The sequence below is a fragment of the Streptomyces desertarenae genome (assembly GCF_042681365.1).
In the GTDB taxonomy this organism is placed as follows: domain Bacteria; phylum Actinomycetota; class Actinomycetes; order Streptomycetales; family Streptomycetaceae; genus Streptomyces; species Streptomyces desertarenae.
The window spans coordinates 12,499-35,781 of the sequence record NZ_JBHUFU010000022.1 but is presented as its reverse complement, the minus strand read 5'-3'; the positions used below and the strand labels follow the sequence as shown (position 1 = coordinate 35,781).

Here is a 23,283-nt window from a genome sequence, read left to right as displayed (position 1 = left end):
CGGACGACCCCCCCGGACCGTAAGGAGCGAAGTGGCTAAGGTCCGGGTATACGAGCTCGCCAAGGAGCTTGGAGTCGAAAGCAAGGTCGTCATGGCCAAGCTCCAGGAACTCGGTGAATTCGTCCGTTCGGCGTCCTCGACCATCGAGGCGCCGGTCGTACGCAAACTGACTGACGCATTCGACGCGGGCAATGGCGCAGGCGGCGCCAAGAAGTCCGCCGCGAAGCCCGCCGCGCCGCGCAAGGCGGCGCCCAAGCCCGGCGCCCCGAAGCCGGGCGCCTCCGCACCCAGGCCGGGTGCGCCCAAGCCCGGTGCGCCCCGGCCGTCGGCCTCTCCGGCCGACGCCTCCAAGAGCGCACCCCAGAAGAACGTCCCGGGTCCCGGGCCGGCCGCCAGGCCCGGTCCGACCCCCGGTCCGCGCCCGGCTCCGGCCAAGCCCGGTCCGGCGCAGCCTCCGGCCAAGCCGGAGTTCACCGCACCGCCGGCGGCTCCCGCCGGCCCCCGTCCGGGTGCCCCGAGGCCGGGCGCCCGTCCCGGCGCGCCCGCGCAGGGCCAGGGCGGCCGTCCGGGCGGTGCCAAGCCGGGCGGCCCCAAGCCCGGTGCCCGCCCCGCGGGTCCGCGCCCGGGCAACAACCCCTTCACCTCCGGTGGCTCCACCGGGATGGCGCGCCCGCAGGCGCCCCGTCCGGGCGGTGCCCCGCGTCCCGGCGGCCCCGGTGCCCCGGGCGGTCCGCGTCCCGGTGCCGGCCAGGGCGGTCCCCGCCCGCAGGCGCCCGGCGGCTCGCGTCCCAGCCCCGGCAACATGCCGCGTCCGCAGGGCGGCGCCGCGGGTCCGCGTCCGGGCGGCAACCGCCCGAACCCGGGCATGATGCCGCAGCGTCCGGCCGCGGGCCCGCGTCCGGGCCCCGGTGGCCGCGGTCCCGGCGGCGGTGGCCGTCCGGGTGGTGCCGGTCGTCCGGGTGGCGGCGGCGGTTTCGCCGGCCGTCCCGGTGGCGGCGGCGGTCGTCCCGGCGGCGGTGGCGGCGGTTTCGCCGGCCGTCCCGGTGGCGGCGGCGGTGGCGGCGGTTTCGCCGGCCGTCCCGGCTTCGGCGGTCGTCCCGGCGGCCCCGGCGGCCGCGGCGGTACCCAGGGCGCCTTCGGCCGCCCCGGCGGTCCGGCGCGCCGCGGCCGCAAGTCGAAGCGGCAGAGGCGCCAGGAGTACGAGGCCATGCAGGCCCCCTCCATCGGCGGCGTGATGCTGCCGCGCGGCAAGGGCGAGACCGTCCGGCTGTCGCGCGGTGCGTCGCTGACCGACTTCGCGGAGAAGATCAACGCCAACCCGGCGTCGCTGGTCCAGGTGATGTTCAACCTGGGCGAGATGGTCACCGCGACCCAGTCGGTCTCCGACGAGACGCTCCAGCTCCTCGGCGAGGAGATGAACTACGTCGTCCAGATCGTCAGCCCGGAGGAGGAGGACCGCGAGCTGCTCGAGTCCTTCGACATCGAGTTCGGCGAGGACGAGGGCGGTGACGAGGCCCTGGTGGCGCGTCCGCCGGTGGTGACCGTCATGGGTCACGTCGACCACGGCAAGACGCGCCTGCTGGACGCGATCCGCAAGACCAACGTCATCGAGGGCGAGGCCGGCGGCATCACCCAGCACATCGGTGCGTACCAGGTCGCCACCGAGGTCAACGACGAAGAGCGCAAGATCACCTTCATCGACACCCCCGGTCACGAGGCGTTCACCGCCATGCGTGCCCGTGGTGCGAAGTCGACCGACATCGCGATCCTCGTGGTGGCGGCCAACGACGGTGTGATGCCCCAGACGGTCGAGGCGCTGAACCACGCCAAGGCGGCCGACGTGCCGATCGTGGTGGCGGTCAACAAGATCGACGTCGAGGGCGCGGACCCGACCAAGGTGCGCGGCCAGCTCACCGAGTACGGGCTGGTGGCCGAGGAGTACGGCGGCGACACCATGTTCGTCGACATCTCCGCCAAGCAGGGCCTGAACATCGACAAGCTGCTGGAGGCCGTGGTCCTGACCGCGGACGCCGCGCTCGACCTGCGGGCCAACCCGCACCAGGACGCCCAGGGCATCGCGATCGAGGCCCACCTCGACCGCGGCCGCGGCGCCGTGGCCACCGTCCTGGTCCAGCGCGGCACGCTGCGGGTCGGCGACACCATGGTCGTCGGCGACGCCTACGGCCGCGTCCGGGCGATGCTCGACGACAAGGGCAACAACCTGGAGGAGGCGACCCCGTCGACTCCGGCCCTGGTGCTGGGTCTGACCAGCGTCCCGGGCGCGGGCGACAACTTCCTGGTGGTCGACGAGGACCGCACGGCCCGCCAGATCGCCGAGAAGCGCGCCGCCCGCGAGCGCAACGCCGCGTTCGCCAAGCGCACCCGCCGGGTCTCCCTGGAGGACCTGGACAAGGTGCTCAAGGCCGGCGAGGTGCAGCAGCTCAACCTCATCCTCAAGGGCGACGCGTCCGGTTCGGTCGAGGCCCTGGAGTCGTCGCTGCTCCAGCTCGACGTCGGCGAGGACGTGGACCTGCGCATCCTGCACCGGGGCGTGGGTGCGGTCACCGAGACCGACATCGACCTGGCGACCGGCTCCGACGCCATCGTCATCGGCTTCAACGTGCGCGCCGAGGGGCGTGCCACGCAGATGGCCGAGCGCGAGGGCGTGGACGTCCGCTACTACTCGGTCATCTACCAGGCGATCGAGGAGATCGAGGCGGCCCTCAAGGGCATGCTCAAGCCGGAGTACGAGGAGGTCGAGCTGGGCACGGCGGAGATCCGCGAGGTCTTCCGCTCCTCCAAGCTCGGCAACATCGCGGGTGTCATCATCCGCTCCGGCGAGGTCAGGCGGAACACCAAGGCCCGGCTCATCCGCGACGGCAAGGTCGTGGCGGAGAACCTCACCATCGAGGGCCTGCGCCGCTTCAAGGACGACGTCACCGAGATCCGCGAGGGCTTCGAGGGTGGTATCAACCTCGGGAACTTCAACGACATCAAGGTCGACGACGTCATCGCGACGTACGAGATGCGGGAGAAGCCCCGCGCCTGACGCCCTCCGGTGGGCACACCGGTGAACGGCCACGGAGCCTCCCGCCCCGGCGGGAGGCTCCCGGCCGTTAATCGCGTCGATCGGCGGGAACCGGACGTGTACGGTTCCTGAACGCCCCCTCCGGACGTCGGCGGGGATCCACTCACGAGGCCTCACGGGTCGGCTGGACCCGCAGCGCATGTACGTAGGCACACTCTCCTTCGACCTGCTGCTCGGCGACGTACGGTCGCTGAAGGAGAAGCGGTCGGTCATCCGCCCGATCATCGCCGAGCTCCAGCGCAAGTACGCGGTGAGCGCGGCGGAGGTCGGGGACCAGAACCTCCACCGCAGGGCCCTGATCGGCCTGGCGATGGTCTCCGGGGACGCGGGGCACGTCTCCGACGTGCTCGACCGGTGCGAACGGCTGGTGGCCGCGCGGCCGGAGGTGGAACTGCTGTCGGTGCGGCGGCGGTTCCACGGCGACGACGACTGACCGGGCGGCGGGCCGGCCGGTGTCCGGCCCGGCCCGCCGCCCCGGGACCGCACGCGCATCCCAACCGAACCATCCGAAACAGAAGGAAGCAGACACATGACCGACACCGCGCGGGCACGCAAGCTGGCCGACCGCATCCGGGTCGTGGTCGCGGAGACCCTCCAGCGGCGGATCAAGGACCCGCGGCTCGGCTATGTGACGATCACCGACACCCGGGTCACCGGTGACCTGCGGGAGGCGACCGTCTTCTACACGGTCTACGGCGACGACGAGGAGCGCGCGGCCTCCGCGGCCGCCCTGGAGAGCGCCAAGGGCGTGCTCCGCTCCGAGGTCGGACGGCAGACCGGCGTGCGCTTCACGCCGTCGCTGACGTTCGTCCCGGACGCCCTCCCGGAGAACGCCCGGACCATCGACGACCTGCTGGAGAAGGCCAGGGCCTCGGACGCCCAGGTCCGGCAGGTGTCCTCCGGCGCCACCTACGCGGGCGACGCCGACCCGTACCGCAAGCCCGTGCGCGAGGAGGGGCCGGACGAGGGGACCGGCGCCGCGGACGGCGGCACGGACGGCGAGGACGCCTGACCCGTGGCACGCAGCAGAGGCACCCAGGAGCCCGGCGGGCTGGTCATCGTCGACAAGCCGGCCGGGTTCACCTCCCACGACGTCGTCGCCAAGATGCGCGGCATCGCCCGTACCCGGCGGGTCGGGCACGCCGGCACGCTGGACCCGATGGCCACCGGCGTCCTCGTCCTGGGCATCGAGCGGGCGACCCGGCTGCTGGGCCACCTGGCGCTGACGGAGAAGGAGTACGTCGGCACCGTCCGGCTCGGCCAGACCACGGTCACCGACGACGCCGAGGGCGAGGTCACCGCGTCCGTCCCGGCCGCCGGCCTGCCGCGCGAGGCCGTCGACGCCGGGATCGCCAAACTGACCGGGGACATCCTCCAGGTGCCCTCCAAGGTCAGCGCCGTCAAGATCGACGGCAAGCGGGCCTACGCCCGGGTGCGCGAGGGCGAGGAGGTGGAACTGGCCGCCCGGCCGGTCACCGTCTCCTCCTTCACCGTGCACGACATCCGCGAGGAGACCGCCGAGGACGGCACGCCCGTCACCGACCTGCTGGTCTCGGTCGTCTGCTCCTCCGGCACCTACATCCGGGCGCTCGCCCGCGACCTGGGCGCCGACCTGGGCGTCGGCGGCCACCTCACCGCGCTGCGGCGCACCCGGGTGGGCCCCTACGGCCTGGACGCGGCGCGCACCCTCGAACAGCACCAGGAGTCGCTGACCGTCCTGCCCCTCGGCGAGGCCGCGGCCGCGGCCTTCCCCCGCTGGGATGTGGACGAGCGGCAGGCACGGCTGCTGACCAACGGCGCGCGGATCGCCATGCCGCCGGCCGGACGCCCCGGCCCGGTGGCCGTCTTCGGCCCCGGCGACCGCTTCCTCGCCCTCGTCGAGGAGCGCGGCGGCAAGGCCAGGAGCCTGGCCGTCTTCGCCTGAGGCCGCACCGTGGGACGGGCGCCGGAACCGGTGCCCGCCCCACGATCCCCCTCCTGTGTGCATCTGTTCCCTATCCACGGGAACGCCCGGACTCACTCTTTGCGGGGCGGGCGCGCGGAGTGAATCATGGCGCGCACCGGGGCGTGTCCGCGCCGCGCCGTTGCGACCCCCGTGCCCGGCGCCCCGCGGCGGACGTCACGCGCGGGTCCCCGTGCGGGTGCGGCGGGGGGCCATGGCACCCTTGGACCGGCACCATCCACTGGCATTCGGCGAGGAGCGGGCACTGTGCAGCGCTGGCGTGGCTTGGAGGACATCCCCGAGGACTGGGGGCGCAGCGTCGTCACCATCGGCTCCTACGACGGGGTGCACCGCGGGCACCAGTTGATCATCGGCAGGGCGGTCGGACGCGCCCGTGAGCTGGGCCTGCCGGCCGTCGTCGTCACCTTCGACCCGCACCCCAGCGAGGTCGTGCGCCCCGGCAGCCATCCGCCCCTGCTCGCCCCGCACCACCGGCGCGCGGAGCTGATGGCGGAACTCGGCGTGGACGCGGTCCTGGTCCTCCCGTTCACCGAGGAGTTCTCCCGGCTCTCGCCGGCCGAGTTCGTGGTGAAGGTACTGGTCGACCGGCTCCGGGCCCGCACCGTCGTGGAGGGGCCCAACTTCCGCTTCGGGCACAGGGCCGCCGGCACCGTGGAGACCCTGGTGGAGCTGGGCCGGACCTACGACTACGACGTGATGGTCGTCGACCTGTTCGAGCGCGGGGAGGCGGGCGGCGGGGAGCCGTTCTCCTCCACCCTCACCCGCAGGCTGGTCGCCGAGGGCGACGTGCGGGGCGCGGCCGAGGTGCTGGGCCGCCCGCACCGGGTGGAGGGCGTGGTCGTCCGCGGCGCCCAGCGCGGACGCGAGCTGGGCTATCCCACGGCGAACGTGGAGACCCTGCCGCACACCGCGGTCCCCGCGGACGGCGTCTACGCGGGGTGGCTGGTCGTGGCGGGCGAGTCGATGCCCGCGGCGATCTCCGTCGGCACCAACCCGCAGTTCGACGGCACCGAGCGGACCGTGGAGGCGTACGCCATCGACCGGGTCGGCCTCGACCTGTACGGACTCCACGCCGCCGTCGACTTCCTGGCCTACATCCGGGGCCAGGAGAAGTTCGCCACGCTGGAGGAGCTGCTGGAGCGGATGGCCGAGGACGTGCGGATCGCCAGGGAGATGCTGGACTGAGCGCGGGCGGGGACGCTCCGGACCGCCGTCCGCGCCCCCGCCGGACACCGGACGGGCCCGGCCCCGGTCGCAGGGACCGGGGCCGGGCCCGTCACATCGGCCCGGTGGCGGCGGTGCGCGCCGCCGCGCTCACTGCTCCGGGGGCGGCTGCGGCTGCCACTGCCGGCCGGGCGCGGGCGGCGCCGGATGCGGCGGGTTCCCGCCGGGGGGCGGCTGCTGCCAGCCGGGGGGCGGGCCGGCGTGCCGGGCCTGTCCGGGACCGCCGGGCTGTCCGGGCTGCGGCTGGGGGCCCGGCTGCGGCTGCGCGTACGGCTGCTGCGGCCCGGGATGAGGCTGGGGCTGGGGCTGCCCGGGATGGGGCTGCGCGTACGGCTGCGGGCCGCCCGGCTGCCCGGGATGGGGCTGCTGGTACTGGGGATGGGGCTGCGCGGACTGGTACGGCTGCCCCGGCATCGGCGGCGCCACGTGCGGCGGGTTCCCACCGGGCGACCACAGGCCCTGCTCCTGCTGGTGACGGGAGAAGTCCTCGGCGATCAGCGCGGCCAGGTTGAAGTACGCCTCGCGCGTCCTGGGCCGCATCATGTCCAGGTCCAGCTCCGCGCCCGCCGCCAGGTGCTCGTCGAAGGGGACGACCACCACGTCGCGGCAGCGCGTCCTGAAGTGCGCCACGATGTCGTCCACCTTGATCATCTTCCCGGTCTCGCGGACTCCGGAGATGACCGTGATGCTGCGCTGCACCAGGTCGCCGTAGCCGTGGGCGGAGAGCCAGTCCAGGGTCGTGCTGGCACTGCTGGCGCCGTCCACGGACGGGGTGGAGATGACGATGAGCTGGTCGGCCAGGTCGAGGACCCCGCGCATCGCGCTGTAGAGCAGACCGGTGCCCGAGTCGGTGAGGATGATCGGGTACTGCTGGCCGAGGACGTCGATGACGCGGCGGTAGTCCTCGTCGTTGAAGGTGGTGGAGATCGCCGGGTCCACGTCGTTGGCGAGGATCTCCAGGCCCGAGGGGGCCTGCGAGGTGAACCGGCGGATGTCCATGTAGCTGTTGAGGTACGGGATCGCGGTCACCAGGTCGCGGATGGTGGCGCCCGTCTCGCGCCGCACCCGCCGGCCGAGCGTGCCCGCGTCCGGGTTGGCGTCGATCGCGATGACCTTGTCCTGCCGCTCGCTGGCGAGCGTCGCGCCGAGGGCGGTGGTGGTCGTGGTCTTGCCGACGCCGCCCTTGAGGCTGATCACCGCGATGCGGTAGCAGGACAGCACGGGGGTGCGGATGAGGTCGAGCTTGCGCTGCCGCTCCGCCTCCTCCTTCTTGCCGCCGAAGCGGAACCGGGAGCTTCCGCCACGGCTGCTCTGCGGGCGCGGCTTCTTCTTCTGGTTCAGCAGGCGGTCGGAGGACAGCTCGACCGACGCGGTGTAGCCGAGCGCACCGGGCTGGCTCGTCGGCTGCTGGCGCGGGTCTGCGGGCCAGGAGGTACCGGCGCGGGGGTCCTGCGGCGCGGCGGGCTGCTGGGGGAACGGCTGCGGCTGCGGCTGCTGCTGCGCGGGCGGCAGGGGCTGGGACCGGGGCGCGTCCGGCTGCTGCTGCGCCGGAGGGCCGGGTTGCTGCTGGGGGAAGCCGTAACCGCCCTGTGGTGCGGGGGTGTTCGGGGCGGCCGGGGGCTGCTGGGGGAAGCCGTAGCCGCTCTGGGGCTGTTGCGGTGCGGGGGCGGGGGGCTGCGGCTCGGCGCTCCACCCCGCCGCCGGAGCCGGCGCACCGGCCTGCGGCGCGGCGGGCTGGAAGTGCGGGGGCAGCGGCGGGAGTCCGGCGGGAGCACCGCCCTCGGGCGCAGGCTGCCACGGCGGGGGAGCGGCGGCCTGCGGCGCGGTCGGTGGCTGTCCCGGCACCGCAGGCGGCGCCTGCGGTGCCGGGCCCTGCGGCGCGCCGCCGGTCCCCGCTCCGGTGTCCTCCGGTTCTCCGGGTGCCTCGAAGTCGCCGGGGGCGTCGTCGCGTTCGGCCGTCGCCTCCGGCTCCGCGCCCGGCCCGTCACCGCCCTCCTCCGCGGGCGCCTCCGGCGTCCCCTCCTCCGCGGGCGCCGGGGCGGCCTCTCCGGACGAGGGGCCCTCGGGACCGCCGTCCGCGTCCCCGGGACGGGGGCCGGCGGCATCCGCCCGTGCGGGCTCCACCCCGGCCGGCTCCTCCTCCGCGGCCCTCCGCCCGTCGGCCTCCCGGCGCAGGGCGGCCGCGGAGAAGAGCATGGTGGCACCGTCGGCGGCGCCGTCCTCGCCCGACCGCCCGGCGCCCGCAGCGTCCGGAACGCCCTGGGGCCCGCCGGAGCCCTGTGCGGCGGGAGCGGTGGACTCCCCGTGGCCGCCGGCCGCGGGCGGGGCGGCCGGAGGCGGCGGCGCCGCCCCGGGGAAGGCGGGCGGCTGCGGCGGCGGGGGCGCGGCGGGTTGCTGCGCGGGCTCGGCGTTCCGCGTGTACCAGGCAGGCGGTGTGTAGTCGATGGTGAACTCGCCCGTGGTCTCGGTGTCGTCCTCGGGCAGGTCGTCGCCGGGTGCGATCCCGTCGACGCGGATCTCGTCCCGGTCGCTGCTCACAATGCCTCCTGCTGATCTGGTCGGGCACCCGGTCGGGCCGCACGGTCCGCCCCTCGCCGGCGGGCGGTTCCGGCGGACCCTCCGTCACCACGGCCCCGGCCGGTTCCCCGGGCCGTCCTGCCGTGCGCAGGACCACACTAATCGCCGCGGACGCGGATACGGCATGCCGGACCCGTCGCACTCCGGCAACGGACCGGTGACGGCGCGGAACCGCCCGCCGCGAGCCGGATCAGTCCAGCCGCCGGGCGGTGCCCAGCAGCCCCGCCTCCGCGTCGGTGGGTCTGGTCAGCACGAACCGCCGGTCCTGCCCGGAACACCACAGCGTCACACCGTCGGCGAGCGTGGACAGCGCCTCGACCTCCTGCTGAGACAGGGAGAGGATCCGGCCCACCTGCCGCGCCTCCTCGGGGGAGACCTGCTGGATGCCGGCGAGCGACGCACCCCTCAGCAGCCGGGGGGCCACCGGGCTCAGGTACGGAAGCAGGGTCAGCACCGACTGCCAGGGCCCGGGAGAGACCCGGCCCCGCGGCGGCTTCATCCCGCAGTCCCGGACCACGACCACCGGCGAGACCGCCGTGGCGCCCATCGGCGGCACCCGTCCCACGTCGTGGAGCGTCATGCACTGCTGGTCGCCGCCCGCGGCCCGGGCCAGGTTCGTCCACGCCTGCGGACGGCCGGTCTCCACGGCCACCCGGGCCCCCGTGCCGGCCGCGCGCAGCGCCAGCACCTGAGCCGTCCACAGACCGCCGACCAGCACCACGTCGTGGGGGACGGGGTGGTGGAGGCCGAGGACGGCGGGGCGGTCCCGGACGTCCACGCCGGCCACCACACCGTCGTCACCCACCGGCAGGGCGAGCGCGTCCATCTGCTCGGCGGGCAGGACCTGACGGGCCGTCCGGGGGCCGCGCAGCCCGAACCCCAGCCGGGGCCGTGCGGCCGCGCGCGTCGAGTCGGCGGATCCGGGCATCAGCGCGTCCCTCCCAGCGGCAGCGTCGCCAGCACCCCGGGCACCTGCTCGCGGTCCAGCCGTACGATCCCGACCCCGTGCTCCCGCGACAGCCGCTCCAGCGTGTGCCGGGCGGAGACCAGGTCGCCGTCGCTGCGGGCGGTGATCCGCAGGTGGCCGCGGAGCGCCACGGAGCGGCGCTCGCCCCGGCTCAGGGTCAGGCTGAAGGTGGTGGCCAGCGCGGGCAGGCCGGTCAGCGCCGCCACCAGCGACGGCAGCGGAGCGGCGCCCGGCCCCAGTTCGGGCCAGCGGGCCACCGCGTACGTGGTGTGCCAGCGGTCGTCGCACCGCCAGGCGCGCGTCCTCTCCTCGGTGCGCCGGGCCGGCGCGGAGTCGGGGCGGCCGGCCCGCGCCGTGGCCATCGGGCTCGCCCCGGCCGACGTCGCGAGCGCCGTGACCAGCTCCTGCTCCGACAGCAGCGTCGCGCGGAACCCGGCCCCGGCCAGTCGGCTGGCCAGCTGGTCCGCGGCCCGCACCAGGCACCGCTGCGCGCCCTCCAGGCCGTCGCCGCGGGCCTGGACGGCCTCACGGCACAGCTCCGGATCGAGTTTGAGCGCCACCCAGGTCACCCGTACGGCCGGGGCGCCGCACGAAGCCTGCAGCGGGCCGTAGCTGGCGGCGGCCACCGACTGCGCGGGCAGGTGCGGCGCCGGGGCGGGCTGGGTGTACTGCACGGCCTGCACCGACTCCAGCCGGATGCCGTCCACCTCCAGGACGTCGGAGAGCAGCCGCAGCGGCAGGGGGCGCTCGGCGGGTCCGGAGCGCAGGGCGGAGGGACGCGGCTCGACGCGCAGCACGGCGGTCAGGAACGTGCCGTCCCCCACCATGCCGATGCCGCGCCGGTCGCGGTCGGTGTAGGTCAGGCTGCGCAGGGCCGGGTCGCACTCGACGGCCGGGGCCAGTCCGGGATCGGTCTCGGGGGGGAGCACCTCGCCCGCGGCCCGCCGCCTGCGGCGGCGCAGCGCCATGACGGTGCCCAGCCACTCCGGGAGCGGACGGCCGCGCCGCCGCATCACCACCACGAGCAGCAGGAGGACGGCCACCACGGCGGCGGGGATCACCAGGACCTCGTGGACGGCGGCGGCCGCCAGCACTCCCGCCGCGGCCAGCTCGGCCAGCACCAACTGGTGCAGCCGCAGCGGCCCCAGAGCGCGGTGGCGCGCCTCGACGCGCGGGGTGACCGCCCGCACCGAGTGCGGGCGCGCGGGCTCGGGGCGTGCGCCGTCCGGCGCCGGGTTGTCGGGCGCGGACGTGGTGGTCCGGGCCCGCGTGGCGGTCCCCATCCCCAGAAAATCCCCTTGTGTCCGTAATCGCCCTGACCCTCCAGGGCGCTGGTCGGGCGATCACCCTACCGGAGCAGCGGGGGCCGATCGCCAACCGGCATAGTAGGGGCCCGGTCCGACAAACGGCAGCAGTGGCGGTGCTCCGGATTCCCGGGGGACACTGGGCCCACCAGTGGGGAGAAGCAGCGAGAGATGGCATCACGGCGGGACGAGCTCAACGCCTACACCTTCGCCAAGAAGCGGTTGGTCTCGGCATTCCTCCAGCCCTCGCCGACCGGAACGGAAGAGGGGGCGCCGCGTCCGCTGCGGGCCGTGCTGCCCGGGCTGATCATCGGGGTCGTCGTCCTGGCGGGCTTCGGCGCCTGGGGCATGTTCAAACCCAAGGCCCCCAAGGGCTGGGACAACCCGGGCGAGAAGGTCGTCATCGGCAGCAAGTCCACGACCCGCTACGTCGTCCTGGAGACCAAGGGCAAGAAGCAGCTCCACCCGGTGCTCAACCTGGCCTCCGCCAAACTCCTCCTGGACCCCAGCAAGTTCGGGATCGTCGAGGTCGACGAGAAGGTGCTCGACAGCGGGAGGATCCCGCACGGCGCCACCCTGGGCATCCCCTACGCCCCCGACCGGCTGCCCGACAAGGGCGAGGCGACCAGGGCCAAGCGGTGGGCCGTGTGCGTCCAGCCCGGCGACGACGGCGTGCAGGAGGCGGTCTTCGTCCTCGCCGACCGGGACGAGGGGCGGGTCGAGGGGGAGAACCGGCTGCGCGGCGGCGAGGTGATGTACGTCAGGGACCCCGACGGGAAGCTCCACATCATCGACGCGCAGGGCACCGCCTACCCCATCGCCCGGGACGACACGCTGCTGCGCACCGTCGTCGGCGCCGCGCGGCCGCAGGACGTCAGCGCCGACTGGCTGAAGACCTTCCGGCGGGGCGACGAGATCCGGTTCCCGCAGGCGATCCAGGGCGTGAACACCCCGGCCGGCGCCCCCGGCAGCCTGGACGCCGAGGCCAACCGGGTCGGCATGGTGCTGCGCGCCCCGTCCGGCACCGGCCACCAGCACTACGTGGTGCTCAGGGGCCGGATCATGCAGGTCACCGACTTCATGGCCAAACTGCTGCTCAACAGCCCGGCCTCCATCGCGCTCGGCCAGCAGGGGAAGGCCAGGGAGGTCAGCGCCGGAGCCATCCGGCCCGAGGCCGCCTTCTACGGACACGACCTGAACTGGCCCCGGGCGGAGGCGAGGACGGCCAACCGGCCGGGCAGCGGCCGGGACGCCCTGTGCAACGTGCTGCGCGACGTGGACGAGAAGAAGGGCACCACCACGCTCAGCACCTGGGCCGGGAAGAACTACCCCGCCCCCCTGCCCAACGGCGCCACCAGCGCGTACGTGACCCCCGGCTCGGGCCTGCTCTTCCGCCAGGTCACGGGGCGGGACACCGGCTCCGGCGGCGTGTTCCTGGTGACCGACACCGGTCTGCGCTACGCGGTGCAGGCGAACGCCGACAGCGGCCAGGACGAGTCCGAGATCGGGACGGACGGCAGGAGGAAGGACCCGCAGGAGAGCGTGCAGGACGGCAACCAGGCGCAGATCAGGCTCGGTTACGACGGCGTGCAGCCGGCCCTGGTGCCCGCCGACTGGTCGAGCTTCCTGCCGACCGGACCGAGGCTGAGCACCAACGCGGCGAAGCAGCCGCAGGGCTCCTGAGCGCAGGGAGGAGCAGGAGATGACGGACACGACGACCACCACCGCGGGCGCGTCCGGCCCGGCTCCCGCCCGCGGGCTGCGCCGCTGGGCTGCGCTCCCGACGGCCGCGGCGATCGGCCTGTCGGCCCTGGGCGCCGTCACCGGATCCCTGGCCTGGGCGCCGCCGGCGGCCGCCGACACCGGGCAGTGCACCTACCCGGCCGAGCCCTTCGAGGGCAGACCCTGGTCGCTCAAGCGGGTGCTCCTGGACCAGTTGTGGGAGAAGACCAGGGGAGAGGGCGTCAGGGTCGCGGTCATCGACACCGGGGTCGACGACGACCACCCGCAACTGAAGGGCGCGGTCGACACCCGGCGGGGCAAGAGGTTCCTGGAGCCGCCGAAGAAGGACGAGTACGGCGGCGCCGTCAAGCCCCCCGCGGCGAACGGCACGGACGACACCGTCGGCCACGGCACCAAGGTGGCCGGCATCATCGCCGCGCGCCCGGCCGACAACACCGGCTTCGTGGGCATCGCGCCCGGGGCGACCATCATCCCGATCCAGCAGAACGACGCCCAGGGCAGCGGCGACACCGACAGCATGGCCGACTCGATCGCGTACGCGGTCAGCGTCGGAGCGAAGGTCATCAACATCTCGCAGGACACCGCGGAGCCCCTCAGGCCCAACTCCCGGCTGGAGCGGGCGGTGAACGACGCGCTGGACAAGGGCGTCGTCATCGTGGCGTCGGCCGGCAACGACGGCCTGGGCGGCAACGTCAAGGAGACCTACCCGGCCTCCTACGAGGGCGTCATCGCCGTCGCCTCCTCCGACCGCAACAACGAGCGGGCGCCCTTCTCCCAGTCGGGGGACTTCGTGGACGTCGCGGCCCCCGGCGTCGACATGATCTCCACGGTTCCCGGCGGCGGCCACTGCGCCGACAACGGCACCAGCTTCTCGGCGCCGTACGTGGCGGGCGTCGCCGCCCTGCTCGTGGCCGAGCACCCGGACTGGGAGCCGCACCACGTCGCCGCCCAGATCGCGCAGACCGCCGAGCGCTCCGTCCCCGGGCACGACCGGCACGTGGGCTGGGGCGTCGTCGATCCCGTCCGGGCGCTCACCGAGGACGACCGGCGGATCGAGGAGCCGGTGGCCCGCGAGGGCGTCGACCGGGCGGAGCCGCCCACCCCGGCCAGACTCCACCTGGGCGAGACCGCGCAGGAGCGCAACGAGCGCCTGGGCACGTACGCGGTGGTCGGCGGCGGTGTCCTGGTCTCCGTGATCGCGGGGAGTTCGCTGGTGTACCGGGACTGGCGGCGCAGGCGCGCGGCCGGCTAGCCCGCACCCGCCGCGCCGCGGGGACGCGACGGATCGGCACAGGATCTTCACGCCGGTCGGCGGAAACGGGTACTTCACCCATCCGGCGCACACGGGCGGTGGCGGCGGTGCCAGATGGTTCGATCCTGTTGCAGAAGGCGGGTTGACACCGTGACGGACCGCCGTCCGGCGCCCCCGTTCCGGCCCGCGGGCGAACCGGCCGCCGTCGATTGCTGTTTGTGCTGTCCCACCCGATGGCTACAGTGGTGGGGCACGGGACGGACATGTGCGTTCAACAGGTGGAGGGGGAGCCTGATGGGGGTGCCGACCGGGAAGCTCAAGGGCGAACTCGAGTCCCTCAAGGACTTCAAGAAGCGGGTCGACGACATCCTCCGCGACCTGGAGAGCTCTCCGGCCTCGCCCACCAGGGTCGGGCAGCAGGAGGTGAAGCGCTCCTCCTTCGGCGGCGAGTTCGCCGAGGCCGACGGCGTCTACTCCCAGTACGCCCGGGTCCACACCCAGCTCACCCGGCTCTCCCAGGTCCTCGGCGACCAGATCGAGGCCATGCGCATCGCCGTCCACGGCGCCGACGTCGGCTTCGGCAACCTGGAGGACGACCTGAAGCGGCGCTTCTGGGAGCTCCAGACCCGGGCCCACCAGTACCAGTTGGAGCAGGCCGCGGGCAAGCAGCCGCCCAAGGACGAGGCCACCGGAGTCACCTACTGACGGGGGAGGTACGACCGTGACCGACGAGAACAGGCAGGACAGGCCCGAGGAGCCGGTCGTCACCGGCCAGCTCTTCATGACCGACCTCAAACGGAGCGGCGCCTTCGTCCCGTTCGACCCGTTCGGCGGTGTGGCCGCGCGCAACAGCGTCATGGGCTCCACGGACTTCGAGGACAAGGAACTCGAAGAGATGCTCTCCCTGGTCGACGACGGGAAGCCGGGTGAGATCGGGGAGGCCGCCGACGAGCTGTGGAAGGCCGGCGGGAAGATCAGGGAAGTCGGCGAGGACATCAGGAAGCACATCGACAAGGTCGACTGGGAGGGCGAGTTCGGCGACAGCTTCCGCGACTGGGGCCGGAAGCTGAGCAAGAACACCCTGCTCCTCGCCGACTTCACGGAGAAGGCCAGCACCCAGCTGAAGGCGGCCGGAGTCGGCCTGGCCAACGTGCAGAGCAGCATGCCCAAGCGCGACGCCGCCGTCATGGCCGCACCGCGTCTGGAGAGCATTCCCCCCGAGGAGCGGAACGAGTCCAACGAGAAGTACAAGCTGGCCAAGAAGAAGGAGGACGACCGCCAGGAGGCCATCAACCAGATGAACCGCCTGGCGTCCTACTACAAGGTCTCGCACGACAACATGCAGGGCCTGGAGGAGCCGGAGTTCGGCCCGATGCCGAACGTCGGCATGCCCCCGGCGCCGCCGCCCGAATCCGGGGACGGCCCCGTGCCGGGAGGCGGGGGTGGTTCCGCGTCCCCCGGCTTCGGGGGCGGCGGGATCGTGAGCGGTGCGACCGCGAGCGGCTCGCCGGCCGCCGGGGCGGGGGCGTCGCCGTCCGGTGCGGGCGCGCCCGGTTCCGTCGACGGCATGCCCGCTCCCCGGGAGCCCGTGCGCACCGACCTCAACACCGCCGGCCCCGTGGCGCCCCCCGCGCCCGCCGACACCGGTCCGCGCGCCCCGGTCGCTCCGTCGGGCGGCGGGCCCGCCACGCCCGGCCCCGTCCTGCCCGGCCCCGTGCCCGCTCCCGTCCACCGGGGAGGGGGGAACCTCAAGCAGACGGGCGCCTCCAGGGTTCCGGCCGCGCACGCCCCCGGCCAGTCCGGCGCGGGGCGAGCGGGCGGTTCCTCCACTGTTCCGCCGGCGAACGGCCAGGCCGTGCGTCCCGTGACAGGCGGGGGCGGTTCCTCCACTGTTCCGCCGGCGAACGGCCAGGCCGTGCGTCCCGTGACAGGCGGGGGCGGTCCCGGCGGCGGCTCCCAGGGCACCCCGCCCATGGGAAGGGGCGGCGGCATCATCGGTGGGACCCCGCAGCAGGGCGGAGGGACACCCGCAGGCTCGCGCATTCCGCGCGGGACCGTCGTCGGGGCGGAACACGGCATGGCGGGGCGCCCCCTCGCGGGGGCCGCGGGTGCGGGGGCGATCGGTGCCGGCACGGGCGGCACCTCCGGCGGACACAGGCCGGGCGCGGGCACCGCGGGCGGCGCCGTCGGCACCCCCCGGAGCGCCCCGGGCCAGGGAGGCGTGGCCCGCCCCTTCACGCCCGGCGGCACCGGGCTGACGAGAGACGGTGCCACCGGAGGCGGCCGGGCCCCGGCGGGCGCGGTGCCACGCGGCGGGACCACGAGCCCCCGTGAGGAGAACCGGAGCGACTCCCGCCGACCGGACTACCTCACCGAGGACGAAGAGACATGGCGGACGGGGCGCAACGGAACCGCCCCTCCCGTCATCGATTGAAACCCCCACAGTAGAGAGCGGCGATGACGGCAGGACACGACCACGGCCGGAACAGGTTGCCGTCGCGGCGCACGCGGCGGCGCCTGCTCTCCGCGCTGGCGGCAACCAGCGCATGGACCACGTGCCTCGTCGGGCTGGCCCCGACGGCCCACGCGGACGACATCCGTTCGCAGCAGTGGTACCTGGACGCCATGCAGGCCGAGAAGATGTGGAAGGTCAGCACCGGTGAGGGCGTCAAGGTGGCGGTCATCGACAGCGGTGTCAACGCCTCCACCGACGCTCTCCGAGGCCGGGTCCTGCCCGGAGAGGACATGACCGGTGCCCCGGGAGAGGCCACCGACGACTACCTCGGCCACGGGACGAACATGGCCGAGCTCATCGCCGGTTCGGGCGTGAACGGAAGCGTCAGGGGCCTGGCCCCCGGTGCGGAGATCGTCCCTTACCGCATCCCGTTGAAGGGCCTCGACGGCAAGCTCGATTCCGATGGCTACGCGAAGGCGATCCGAGCGGCTGCGGACAGCGATGCGAAGATCATCAGCATGTCCTTCGGAGGTCCGTACTACCGTGAGGACGGGGAGAAGGCGATCGAGTACGCCCTCGGCAAGGGGAAGCTGCTCTTCGCGAGTGTCGGGAACGACGCCCGGAAGGAGAACAAACCGAGATATCCCGCCTCGTACGCCGGCGTGGTCGGTGTCGGCGCCACCGACCAGCAGGGGGAAGTGACGGGCTTCTCCCAGCACGGCATGAACGTGGATCTGTCCGCCCCGGGAAGCGAGATGCCCGGCTGGTGCGACAAGAGCTTCCAGAAGTACTGCGTCCGCGACGGAGGCACCAGCGCCGCCACCGCCCTCGCCTCCGCCTCGGCCGCCCTGATCTGGGCCAAGAACCCCGAGTGGACGGCCAACCAGGTCCTCCGCGTGCTGGTCGACACCGCCGGACGCAAGGACGACAAAAAGGGAGCCTCCAGCGTCTACGTCGGGTACGGTGCCGTCCGGCCCCGCATCCACCTCCTCGAGGGCAGGGGCGATCCGGGGGACCCCGGCAAGAACCCGATCGAGGCCACGGAACCGACCCCTTCGGCACCGGCGTCCCCCTCCTGGGGGGAGAGCGACGGCAAGAGCCGCACAAACGACGCCGGGGGGACGGACGAGGGCCGCAAGGACCGGGTGGAGAACACGGCCGCCGAGTCCGAGGACGACGGCGACCTGTGGATCCACCTGGGAGCGGGTGCCGCGGCGGCCATCGTGGTTGCCGGCGCATTCGTTCTCGTGCGGAGGACGATCCGCAAGACATGACGGGGGCCCGCACGTGGAGCGCCCACGACGACCGGCCCGCAAGCACCACCAACCCAATCCAAGGAGAACGGTATGTCCGGAGAAGGCGGCGGCAACTTCCAGTCAAGCGATGCCGATCTCAAGTCCCTGATCGACCAGGTCCAGAACATGCAGGCCAAGCTCAAGAGCAAGATCTCCAACCTGAACGCCGTGGTCGACACGATCCAGGGCGCCTGGAAGGGTGACGCCGCGAGCTCCTACGACAGGCTCCAGCGGCAGACGAACGAGTACGCCCAGAAGCTGGACGGCAGGCTCCAGATGATCGAGGAAGCCCTCCAGGCGAGCAAGGACGGCTTCACCGCCAACGAGATCGACCAGATGGAGAAGTTCAACCAGCTGGCGAAGGCGAGCCCGATCAGCGACTTCACCGGCGTGGGCGTCACCCCGACCGTCAAGTAACGAAAACACCACAGAAGGGAGGGGCGGACCATGACCATCAAGATCACTTACGGCACCGTCACCGCCGCGGCCAGTGACATCCGCAGCGCCGCCAAGGAGCTGACGAACGAGCTCAACGCGCTCGAGGACCGCGTGATGAAGGTCGTCAACACCTGGAACGGTGAGGCCAGGGACGCCTTCAAGGCCAAGCACGACGGCTGGGGCCGGGACGTCACCGGCCTGAACACCACGCTCAACGCCATCGCGGACAAGCTGGACGAGTCGACCAGCGGTTACCAGCAGACGGACCGCAAGGCGGCCCAGCAGTTCGAGTTCTGATCCCCTCCGGATCCGTCACCGAACGCTTCAGGCGGGTGTCCGGCGTCCACGACGCCGGACACCCGCCTGCCGTCTCTGCCGGCGGACGATCCGGGGCTCAGGGTTCGAGGTCGAACTCCCCGTCGCGCACGCCGAGCACGAAGGCCCGCCACTCCGCGGCGGTGTAGCGCAGCACCGTGCCGGGATCCTTGGAGTTGCGCATGGCCACGGCGCCGCCCGGCAGGTACGCGATCTCCACCTTCTCGTCCTCCGGGCCGCCGGGCGCGCTCTCCCACACGGCGCCGGAGATGTCCATCGCGTACAGCTCGTCCTTCTCCTGCTGAGTCCCCATCAGCGTCCTTCCTCGACAGGCGGCGGGAGCGTCCCTCCGCACCGCGCCGTGCGCGGCGGGCCCGGGGTGCGGTGGCGGTGGTGAACCGAGGGGTACGGCGCGGCGTTCCGCGGCTCACGGACCTCCGGGCAAGATAACAGCCCGGTCCGTGCGCCGAGGGGCGTCCGCCCAACCTCCAAACCATCGGGGGAAGCACCGGCCGCCTCCCGGCAGCGGGCCCCCGGGGCCGTCCGCGCGGGGACGGCGCGAGGGCCCTCCGGGGGAACCCGGGCCCTGAGGGGGCGCCCTGGCGTCCCGCGGGCGGCACGGCCGGTGGGGGCCGGGGGCCGGCCGTGCCGCCCGCGGCGGGTCAGTGCGTCGGCAGCCAGCCGACCTGGACCAGCGGGGTGCCGCGCTTGCGGGAGACGAAGTGGCCCCGGCCGGGCGGCATCGGCCGGCCGCGGACGTTGCCGAGGAGCTCCCCCTCGCCGGGGTCGGCGGAGAGGACCACGCCCTGGGCGCCGAGCTCCTTCATGCGCTGCATGAACGGCTCGTAGAAGGCGCGGGAGGCACCGGCGGAACTGCGGGCGATGATGAAGCAGACGCCGATGTCACGGGCGAAGGGCAGCAGTTCGGTGAGGACCGCCAGCGGGTTGCCGCTGGAGGTGGAGACCAGCTCGTAGTCGTCGATGATCATGAACATCTTCGGGCCGTGCCACCAGCTGCGGTCGCGCAGCTGCTGCGGCGTGACGTCCTCCGGCGGAGTGCGCTTCTCCATCAGGTCCCGCATCGCGGCCATGTGCGTGTCCATGGCGTTGGACATCGCGGCGTACACGATGAGGTGCGATTCGGGGATGTCGCCCAGCAGCGAGCGCCGGTAGTCGGCGACGATGATGCGCGCCTCGTCGGGCGTGTAGCGCTCGCAGATCTGCTTGGCCAGCAGGCGCAGCAGCGCCGTCTTGCCCGACTCGCTCTCACCGAAGACCAGGAAGAACGGGTCGGTCTCGAAGTCGACGAAGACCGGCTGAAGGGTGTTCTCGTCGATGCCGAAGGCCACGCCGTACTGCGGGTGGTCGCCGCCTGCGGGCAGCCGGCCGGCGGGCAGCTCGCGCGGCAGCAGCCGCACCGGCGGGGCCGGCGGGCCCTGCCAGGCCTGCGTCACCGCGCGGCCCAGCGCAGCGGTGGCCTCGGAGAGCTCCTCGTCGGAGGCCACGCCGTCGATGCGGGGAACGGCGGTCATGAAGTGCAGCTTCTCCGGCGTCTGGCCGCGGCCGGGGACACCGGTGGGCACGTTCGCGGCGACCTTGCGGTCGAACTCCGAGTCCATGGTGTCGCCCAGCCGCAGCTCCAGCCGGTTCAGCAACTGGTCCTTCAGCGCCGGACGCACCTCCATGTAGCGGGAGGCGGCCACCACCACGTGGATGCCGTAGCCCAGACCGCGGGAGGCGATGTCGGTGACGACGGCCTCCAGCATCTCGTACTCCTGCTTGAAGGCTCCCCAGCCGTCGACGACGAGGAACACGTCGCCCCACGGCTGGTCGGTGATCTCCCCACGGGCCCGGCGGCGCCGGAAGGTGGCGATGGAGTCGATGCCGTTCGCGCGGAAGTACTCCTCGCGCTGGTTGAGCACGCCGGCGACCTCCGCCACGGTCCGCCGGACCCGCTCGGGGTCCAGCCGGGAGGCGACGCCGCCCACGTGCGGCAGCCCGGAGACGGCCGACAGGCCGCCGCCGCCGAAGTCCAGCCCGTAGAACTGGACCTCCTGCGGGGTGTGGGTGAGCGCGAAGGAGGCGACCAGGGTGCGCAGCAGGGTGGACTTGCCCGACTGCGGGCCGCCGACGACCAGCATGTGGCCCGCGGCGCCGGAGAAGTCGCGCACCAGCACCTCGCGCCGCTGCTCGAAGGGCTTGTCCACCAGACCCAGCGGCACCGCGAGCCGGCCCGCGTGCGGGCAGTCGGGCTGGGTCAGGCCGCGCCCGGCGACGGTCGTCAGACCCGGCAGCAGCTCGTCCAGCGGCGGCGCCTGGTCCAGCGGCGGCAGCCACACCTGGTGGGCGGCCGGCCCCTGGTTCTCCAGGCGCCGCACGATGACGTCCAGGACGGTGTCGGCCAGCGCGTCGTCGTCCGCCGGCGCGGCGGGCACGGGGGCCGGCGCGGGCTCGGCGCGCCGCGGCGCGGGCACCGGGACCGGCCTGGCGGTGAAGAGCACCGGCCGGCGCTCGGCGGGCAGCGGCCCCCCGGCGGCGCCGTCGCCGGCGGAGGTGCCGGTGCGGTAGGTGCCCGAGACGTAGGCGGCCTTGAAGCGGACCATCTCGTCGGTGCCGAACTTCAGGTAGCCCGAACCGGGCACCGACGGCAGGTGGTACGCGTCGGGCACACCGAGCGCGGCGCGCGACTCGGCGGCTGAGAAGGTGCGCAGACCGATCCGGTACGACAGGTACGTCTCCAGACCGCGCAGCCGGCCCTCCTCCAGGCGCTGCGAGGCCAGCAGCAGGTGCACGCCCAGCGAACGGCCGATGCGGCCGATCTGGATGAACATGTCGATGAAGTCGGGCTTGGCCGTCAGCAGCTCGCTGAACTCGTCGATGACCAGCACCAGCGAGGGCAGCGGGATCAGCGGGGCGCCCGCCGCCCGGGCCCGCTCGTAGTCGTGGATGTTGGCGTAGTTGCCGGCGTCGCGCAGCAGCTCCTGGCGCCGGTTGAGCTCGCCGCGGATGGAGTCGCCCATGCGGTCGACCAGCGACAGGTCGTCGGCCAGGTTGGTGATGACGGCCGCCACGTGCGGCATCTGGGACATCCCGGCGAAGGTCGCGCCGCCCTTGAAGTCCGCCAGGACGAAGTTCAGCGTCTCCGAGGAGTGCGTGACCGCCAGGCCCAGCACGAGGGTGCGCAGCAGCTCCGACTTGCCGGAACCGGTCGCGCCGACGCACAGGCCGTGCGGGCCCATGCCGTCCTGCGCGGCCTCCTTCAGGTCCAGCATGACCGGCTGGCCGGCCTCGCCCACGCCGATCGGGACGCGCAGCCGCTCGGCCGTCGACCGCGGACGCCAGGTGCGCCGCACGTCCACCGAGGCGGCGTCGCCCAGGCTCAGCAGGTCGGTGAACTCCAGGTTGGCCAGCAGCGGTTCGTCGTCGTCACCGCCCGTGCCCATGCGCAGCGGGGCGAGCTGGCGGGCCAGCGCCTCGGCGGCCTCGGGGGAGAGAGAGTCCGGCCGCCCCTCGTACACCGCCCCGTGCGCCGACTCCAGCCGCAGTTCGCCGGGGCGCACGACGACCGACAGACCGCCGCGCGGGCTGCCGATGTCACCGGGCACCACCTCGATGACCGTGACGCCCTGCAGGCCCTCGGCGGAGGCCAGCATCGCGTTCGGGGGCACCGCGGCGCCGCCGTCCAGCACGACCACCACGTGCGGCTGCTCCAGCAGCGGCTGCCCGGAGGAGTTGAAGCGCGGACGGCCCTCCAGCTTCGCGCCCAGCAGGTGCTCCAGCTCCGCCAGGTCGCCCGTGATCAGCCGCCTGCTGCCCGCGCCGTCGGTGACGCCGGGGGCCTGCACGTGGGGCAGCCACTTGGCCCACTCCCAGCGTTCGGTCCCGTCCCGCCCGGTCACGACCCCGACCACCAGGTCCTCGGGGGAGTGGAGGGAGACCAGCGAGGCGACCATGGCGCGGACGGCGCCGTGCACCGACTCCGGGTCCCCGCTCACCGTCAGGTGGTAGAAGGCCCGCAGGGAGACGGCCATCGGCAGGTTCCCGACGGTGCCGTGCGTCTGCAGGAACTGGTGCATCGCCCCCGCCGTCAGGGGCTCCAGCTCGTCCACCGGCGCCGTCTCCGGCGCCACCAGCGGGGTGGCGAGGCGCTGGTCGCCCAGGCCGACGCGCACGTGCACGAAGTCGTCGTCGCTCGCACGCCGTTCCCACACCCGGCTGCCCTCGGCGACCAGGGCCCACAGCTGCTCCGGGGAGGGGTGCAGGTAGTACTGCGCGTCGCGCTGCTTCTGCGCCGTCCTGCGGACCTTGCGCCGGGTCTGCGCCAGGTACTTGAGGTAGTCCCGGCGCATCTGCGCCATCTCGCCCTGGGTGCCCCGCCGGAACCGCACGATGGTGGCGATGAGCATGGCCAGCGTGGACGCGATCATGATCACGCCCATGATGCGCATGAAGGGGTGCGCGTTCGGCATGAAGAAGAAGACGACCGAGCCGCCCATGCCGAGCATCGGCAGGAGCTGGAACAGCACGCCCTCCTGCTGCCCGCGCGGGAGTTCGGGGGGCGGCTCCAGCCTCAGATCCTCGCTGGGCACGCTGGGCGGGAGCACCCGTGGCGGACGCTTGACGACGATCTGACTCACGGAAGCATCAATCCCTCGGGCAGAG

General features: G+C 73.7%; 17 protein-coding genes. 12 read left to right on the top strand and 5 right to left on the bottom strand.

Annotated elements, in window-relative coordinates:
- Nucleotides 1-31: 31 nt before the first annotated feature.
- From infB to ACFSJS_RS25335, 5 genes are all read left to right on the top strand, one after another.
- On the top strand, nucleotides 32-3,049 hold the full coding sequence (infB, locus tag ACFSJS_RS25355; RefSeq protein ID WP_380904350.1) for a translation initiation factor IF-2: 3,018 nt from the start codon (nucleotides 32-34) through the stop codon (nucleotides 3,047-3,049).
- 178 nt (nucleotides 3,050-3,227) lie between these two features.
- On the top strand, nucleotides 3,228-3,521 hold the full coding sequence (locus ACFSJS_RS25350; protein WP_380904348.1) for a DUF503 domain-containing protein: 294 nt from the start codon (nucleotides 3,228-3,230) through the stop codon (nucleotides 3,519-3,521).
- A gap of 96 nt (nucleotides 3,522-3,617) precedes the next feature.
- Complete coding sequence (gene rbfA / locus ACFSJS_RS25345) at nucleotides 3,618-4,100, top strand: 30S ribosome-binding factor RbfA (protein ID WP_380904346.1); 483 nt, start codon at nucleotides 3,618-3,620, stop codon at nucleotides 4,098-4,100.
- A gap of 3 nt (nucleotides 4,101-4,103) precedes the next feature.
- Nucleotides 4,104-5,012 (top strand): tRNA pseudouridine(55) synthase TruB, encoded by a 909-nt coding sequence (gene truB, locus ACFSJS_RS25340; RefSeq protein ID WP_380904344.1) that lies wholly within the window; start codon nucleotides 4,104-4,106, stop codon nucleotides 5,010-5,012.
- 285 nt (nucleotides 5,013-5,297) lie between these two features.
- Nucleotides 5,298-6,236 carry a bifunctional riboflavin kinase/FAD synthetase gene (locus ACFSJS_RS25335; protein ID WP_380904342.1) on the top strand — a complete coding sequence of 313 codons (939 nt, stop codon included), beginning with the start codon at nucleotides 5,298-5,300 and terminating at the stop codon, nucleotides 6,234-6,236.
- Between the two features lie 129 nt (nucleotides 6,237-6,365).
- On the opposite strand, the gene ACFSJS_RS25330 is transcribed toward ACFSJS_RS25335, so the two are convergent.
- The 3 genes from ACFSJS_RS25330 to eccE form a co-directional block, all read right to left on the bottom strand.
- Nucleotides 6,366-8,813 carry an SCO5717 family growth-regulating ATPase gene (locus ACFSJS_RS25330; protein ID WP_380904340.1) on the bottom strand — a complete coding sequence of 816 codons (2,448 nt, stop codon included), beginning with the start codon at nucleotides 8,811-8,813 and terminating at the stop codon, nucleotides 6,366-6,368.
- 229 nt (nucleotides 8,814-9,042) lie between these two features.
- The gene (locus ACFSJS_RS25325; protein WP_380904338.1) at nucleotides 9,043-9,780 is read right to left on the bottom strand and encodes a hypothetical protein; all 738 of its coding nucleotides are present in this window, start codon (nucleotides 9,778-9,780) and stop codon (nucleotides 9,043-9,045) included.
- Nucleotides 9,780-11,102 carry a type VII secretion protein EccE gene (gene eccE / locus ACFSJS_RS25320; RefSeq protein ID WP_380904336.1) on the bottom strand — a complete coding sequence of 441 codons (1,323 nt, stop codon included), beginning with the start codon at nucleotides 11,100-11,102 and terminating at the stop codon, nucleotides 9,780-9,782. Before eccE ends, ACFSJS_RS25325 begins: the two co-directional genes overlap by 1 nt.
- A gap of 192 nt (nucleotides 11,103-11,294) precedes the next feature.
- Between eccE and eccB the strand changes: the two genes are divergently transcribed.
- The 7 genes from eccB (at nucleotide 11,295) to ACFSJS_RS25285 (ending at nucleotide 18,603) form a co-directional block, all read left to right on the top strand.
- The gene (eccB, locus tag ACFSJS_RS25315) at nucleotides 11,295-12,806 is read left to right on the top strand and encodes a type VII secretion protein EccB (RefSeq protein WP_380904334.1); all 1,512 of its coding nucleotides are present in this window, start codon (nucleotides 11,295-11,297) and stop codon (nucleotides 12,804-12,806) included.
- Between the two features lie 19 nt (nucleotides 12,807-12,825).
- Nucleotides 12,826-14,118: a type VII secretion-associated serine protease mycosin gene (gene mycP, locus ACFSJS_RS25310; RefSeq protein ID WP_380904332.1), complete on the top strand. Its 1,293-nt coding sequence runs from the start codon at nucleotides 12,826-12,828 to the stop codon at nucleotides 14,116-14,118.
- Nucleotides 14,119-14,412: 294 nt separating this feature from the next.
- The gene (locus ACFSJS_RS25305) at nucleotides 14,413-14,823 is read left to right on the top strand and encodes a hypothetical protein (protein ID WP_380904330.1); all 411 of its coding nucleotides are present in this window, start codon (nucleotides 14,413-14,415) and stop codon (nucleotides 14,821-14,823) included.
- A 16-nt stretch (nucleotides 14,824-14,839) separates the two neighbouring features.
- Nucleotides 14,840-16,552, top strand: coding sequence for a WXG100 family type VII secretion target (locus tag ACFSJS_RS25300; protein ID WP_380904328.1), 1,713 nt, complete (start codon nucleotides 14,840-14,842; stop codon nucleotides 16,550-16,552).
- A gap of 23 nt (nucleotides 16,553-16,575) precedes the next feature.
- Nucleotides 16,576-17,847 carry a S8 family serine peptidase gene (locus ACFSJS_RS25295; RefSeq protein ID WP_380904326.1) on the top strand — a complete coding sequence of 424 codons (1,272 nt, stop codon included), beginning with the start codon at nucleotides 16,576-16,578 and terminating at the stop codon, nucleotides 17,845-17,847.
- A 72-nt stretch (nucleotides 17,848-17,919) separates the two neighbouring features.
- Nucleotides 17,920-18,285: a WXG100 family type VII secretion target gene (locus ACFSJS_RS25290; protein WP_380904324.1), complete on the top strand. Its 366-nt coding sequence runs from the start codon at nucleotides 17,920-17,922 to the stop codon at nucleotides 18,283-18,285.
- Nucleotides 18,286-18,315: 30 nt separating this feature from the next.
- On the top strand, nucleotides 18,316-18,603 hold the full coding sequence (locus tag ACFSJS_RS25285) for a WXG100 family type VII secretion target (protein ID WP_380904322.1): 288 nt from the start codon (nucleotides 18,316-18,318) through the stop codon (nucleotides 18,601-18,603).
- 97 nt (nucleotides 18,604-18,700) lie between these two features.
- On the opposite strand, the gene ACFSJS_RS25280 is transcribed toward ACFSJS_RS25285, so the two are convergent.
- On the bottom strand, nucleotides 18,701-18,934 hold the full coding sequence (locus ACFSJS_RS25280; RefSeq protein ID WP_380904320.1) for a DUF397 domain-containing protein: 234 nt from the start codon (nucleotides 18,932-18,934) through the stop codon (nucleotides 18,701-18,703).
- Between the two features lie 349 nt (nucleotides 18,935-19,283).
- Nucleotides 19,284-23,258 (bottom strand): type VII secretion protein EccCa, encoded by a 3,975-nt coding sequence (gene eccCa, locus ACFSJS_RS25275; protein WP_380904318.1) that lies wholly within the window; start codon nucleotides 23,256-23,258, stop codon nucleotides 19,284-19,286.
- Between the last annotated feature and the right edge of the window lie 25 nt (nucleotides 23,259-23,283).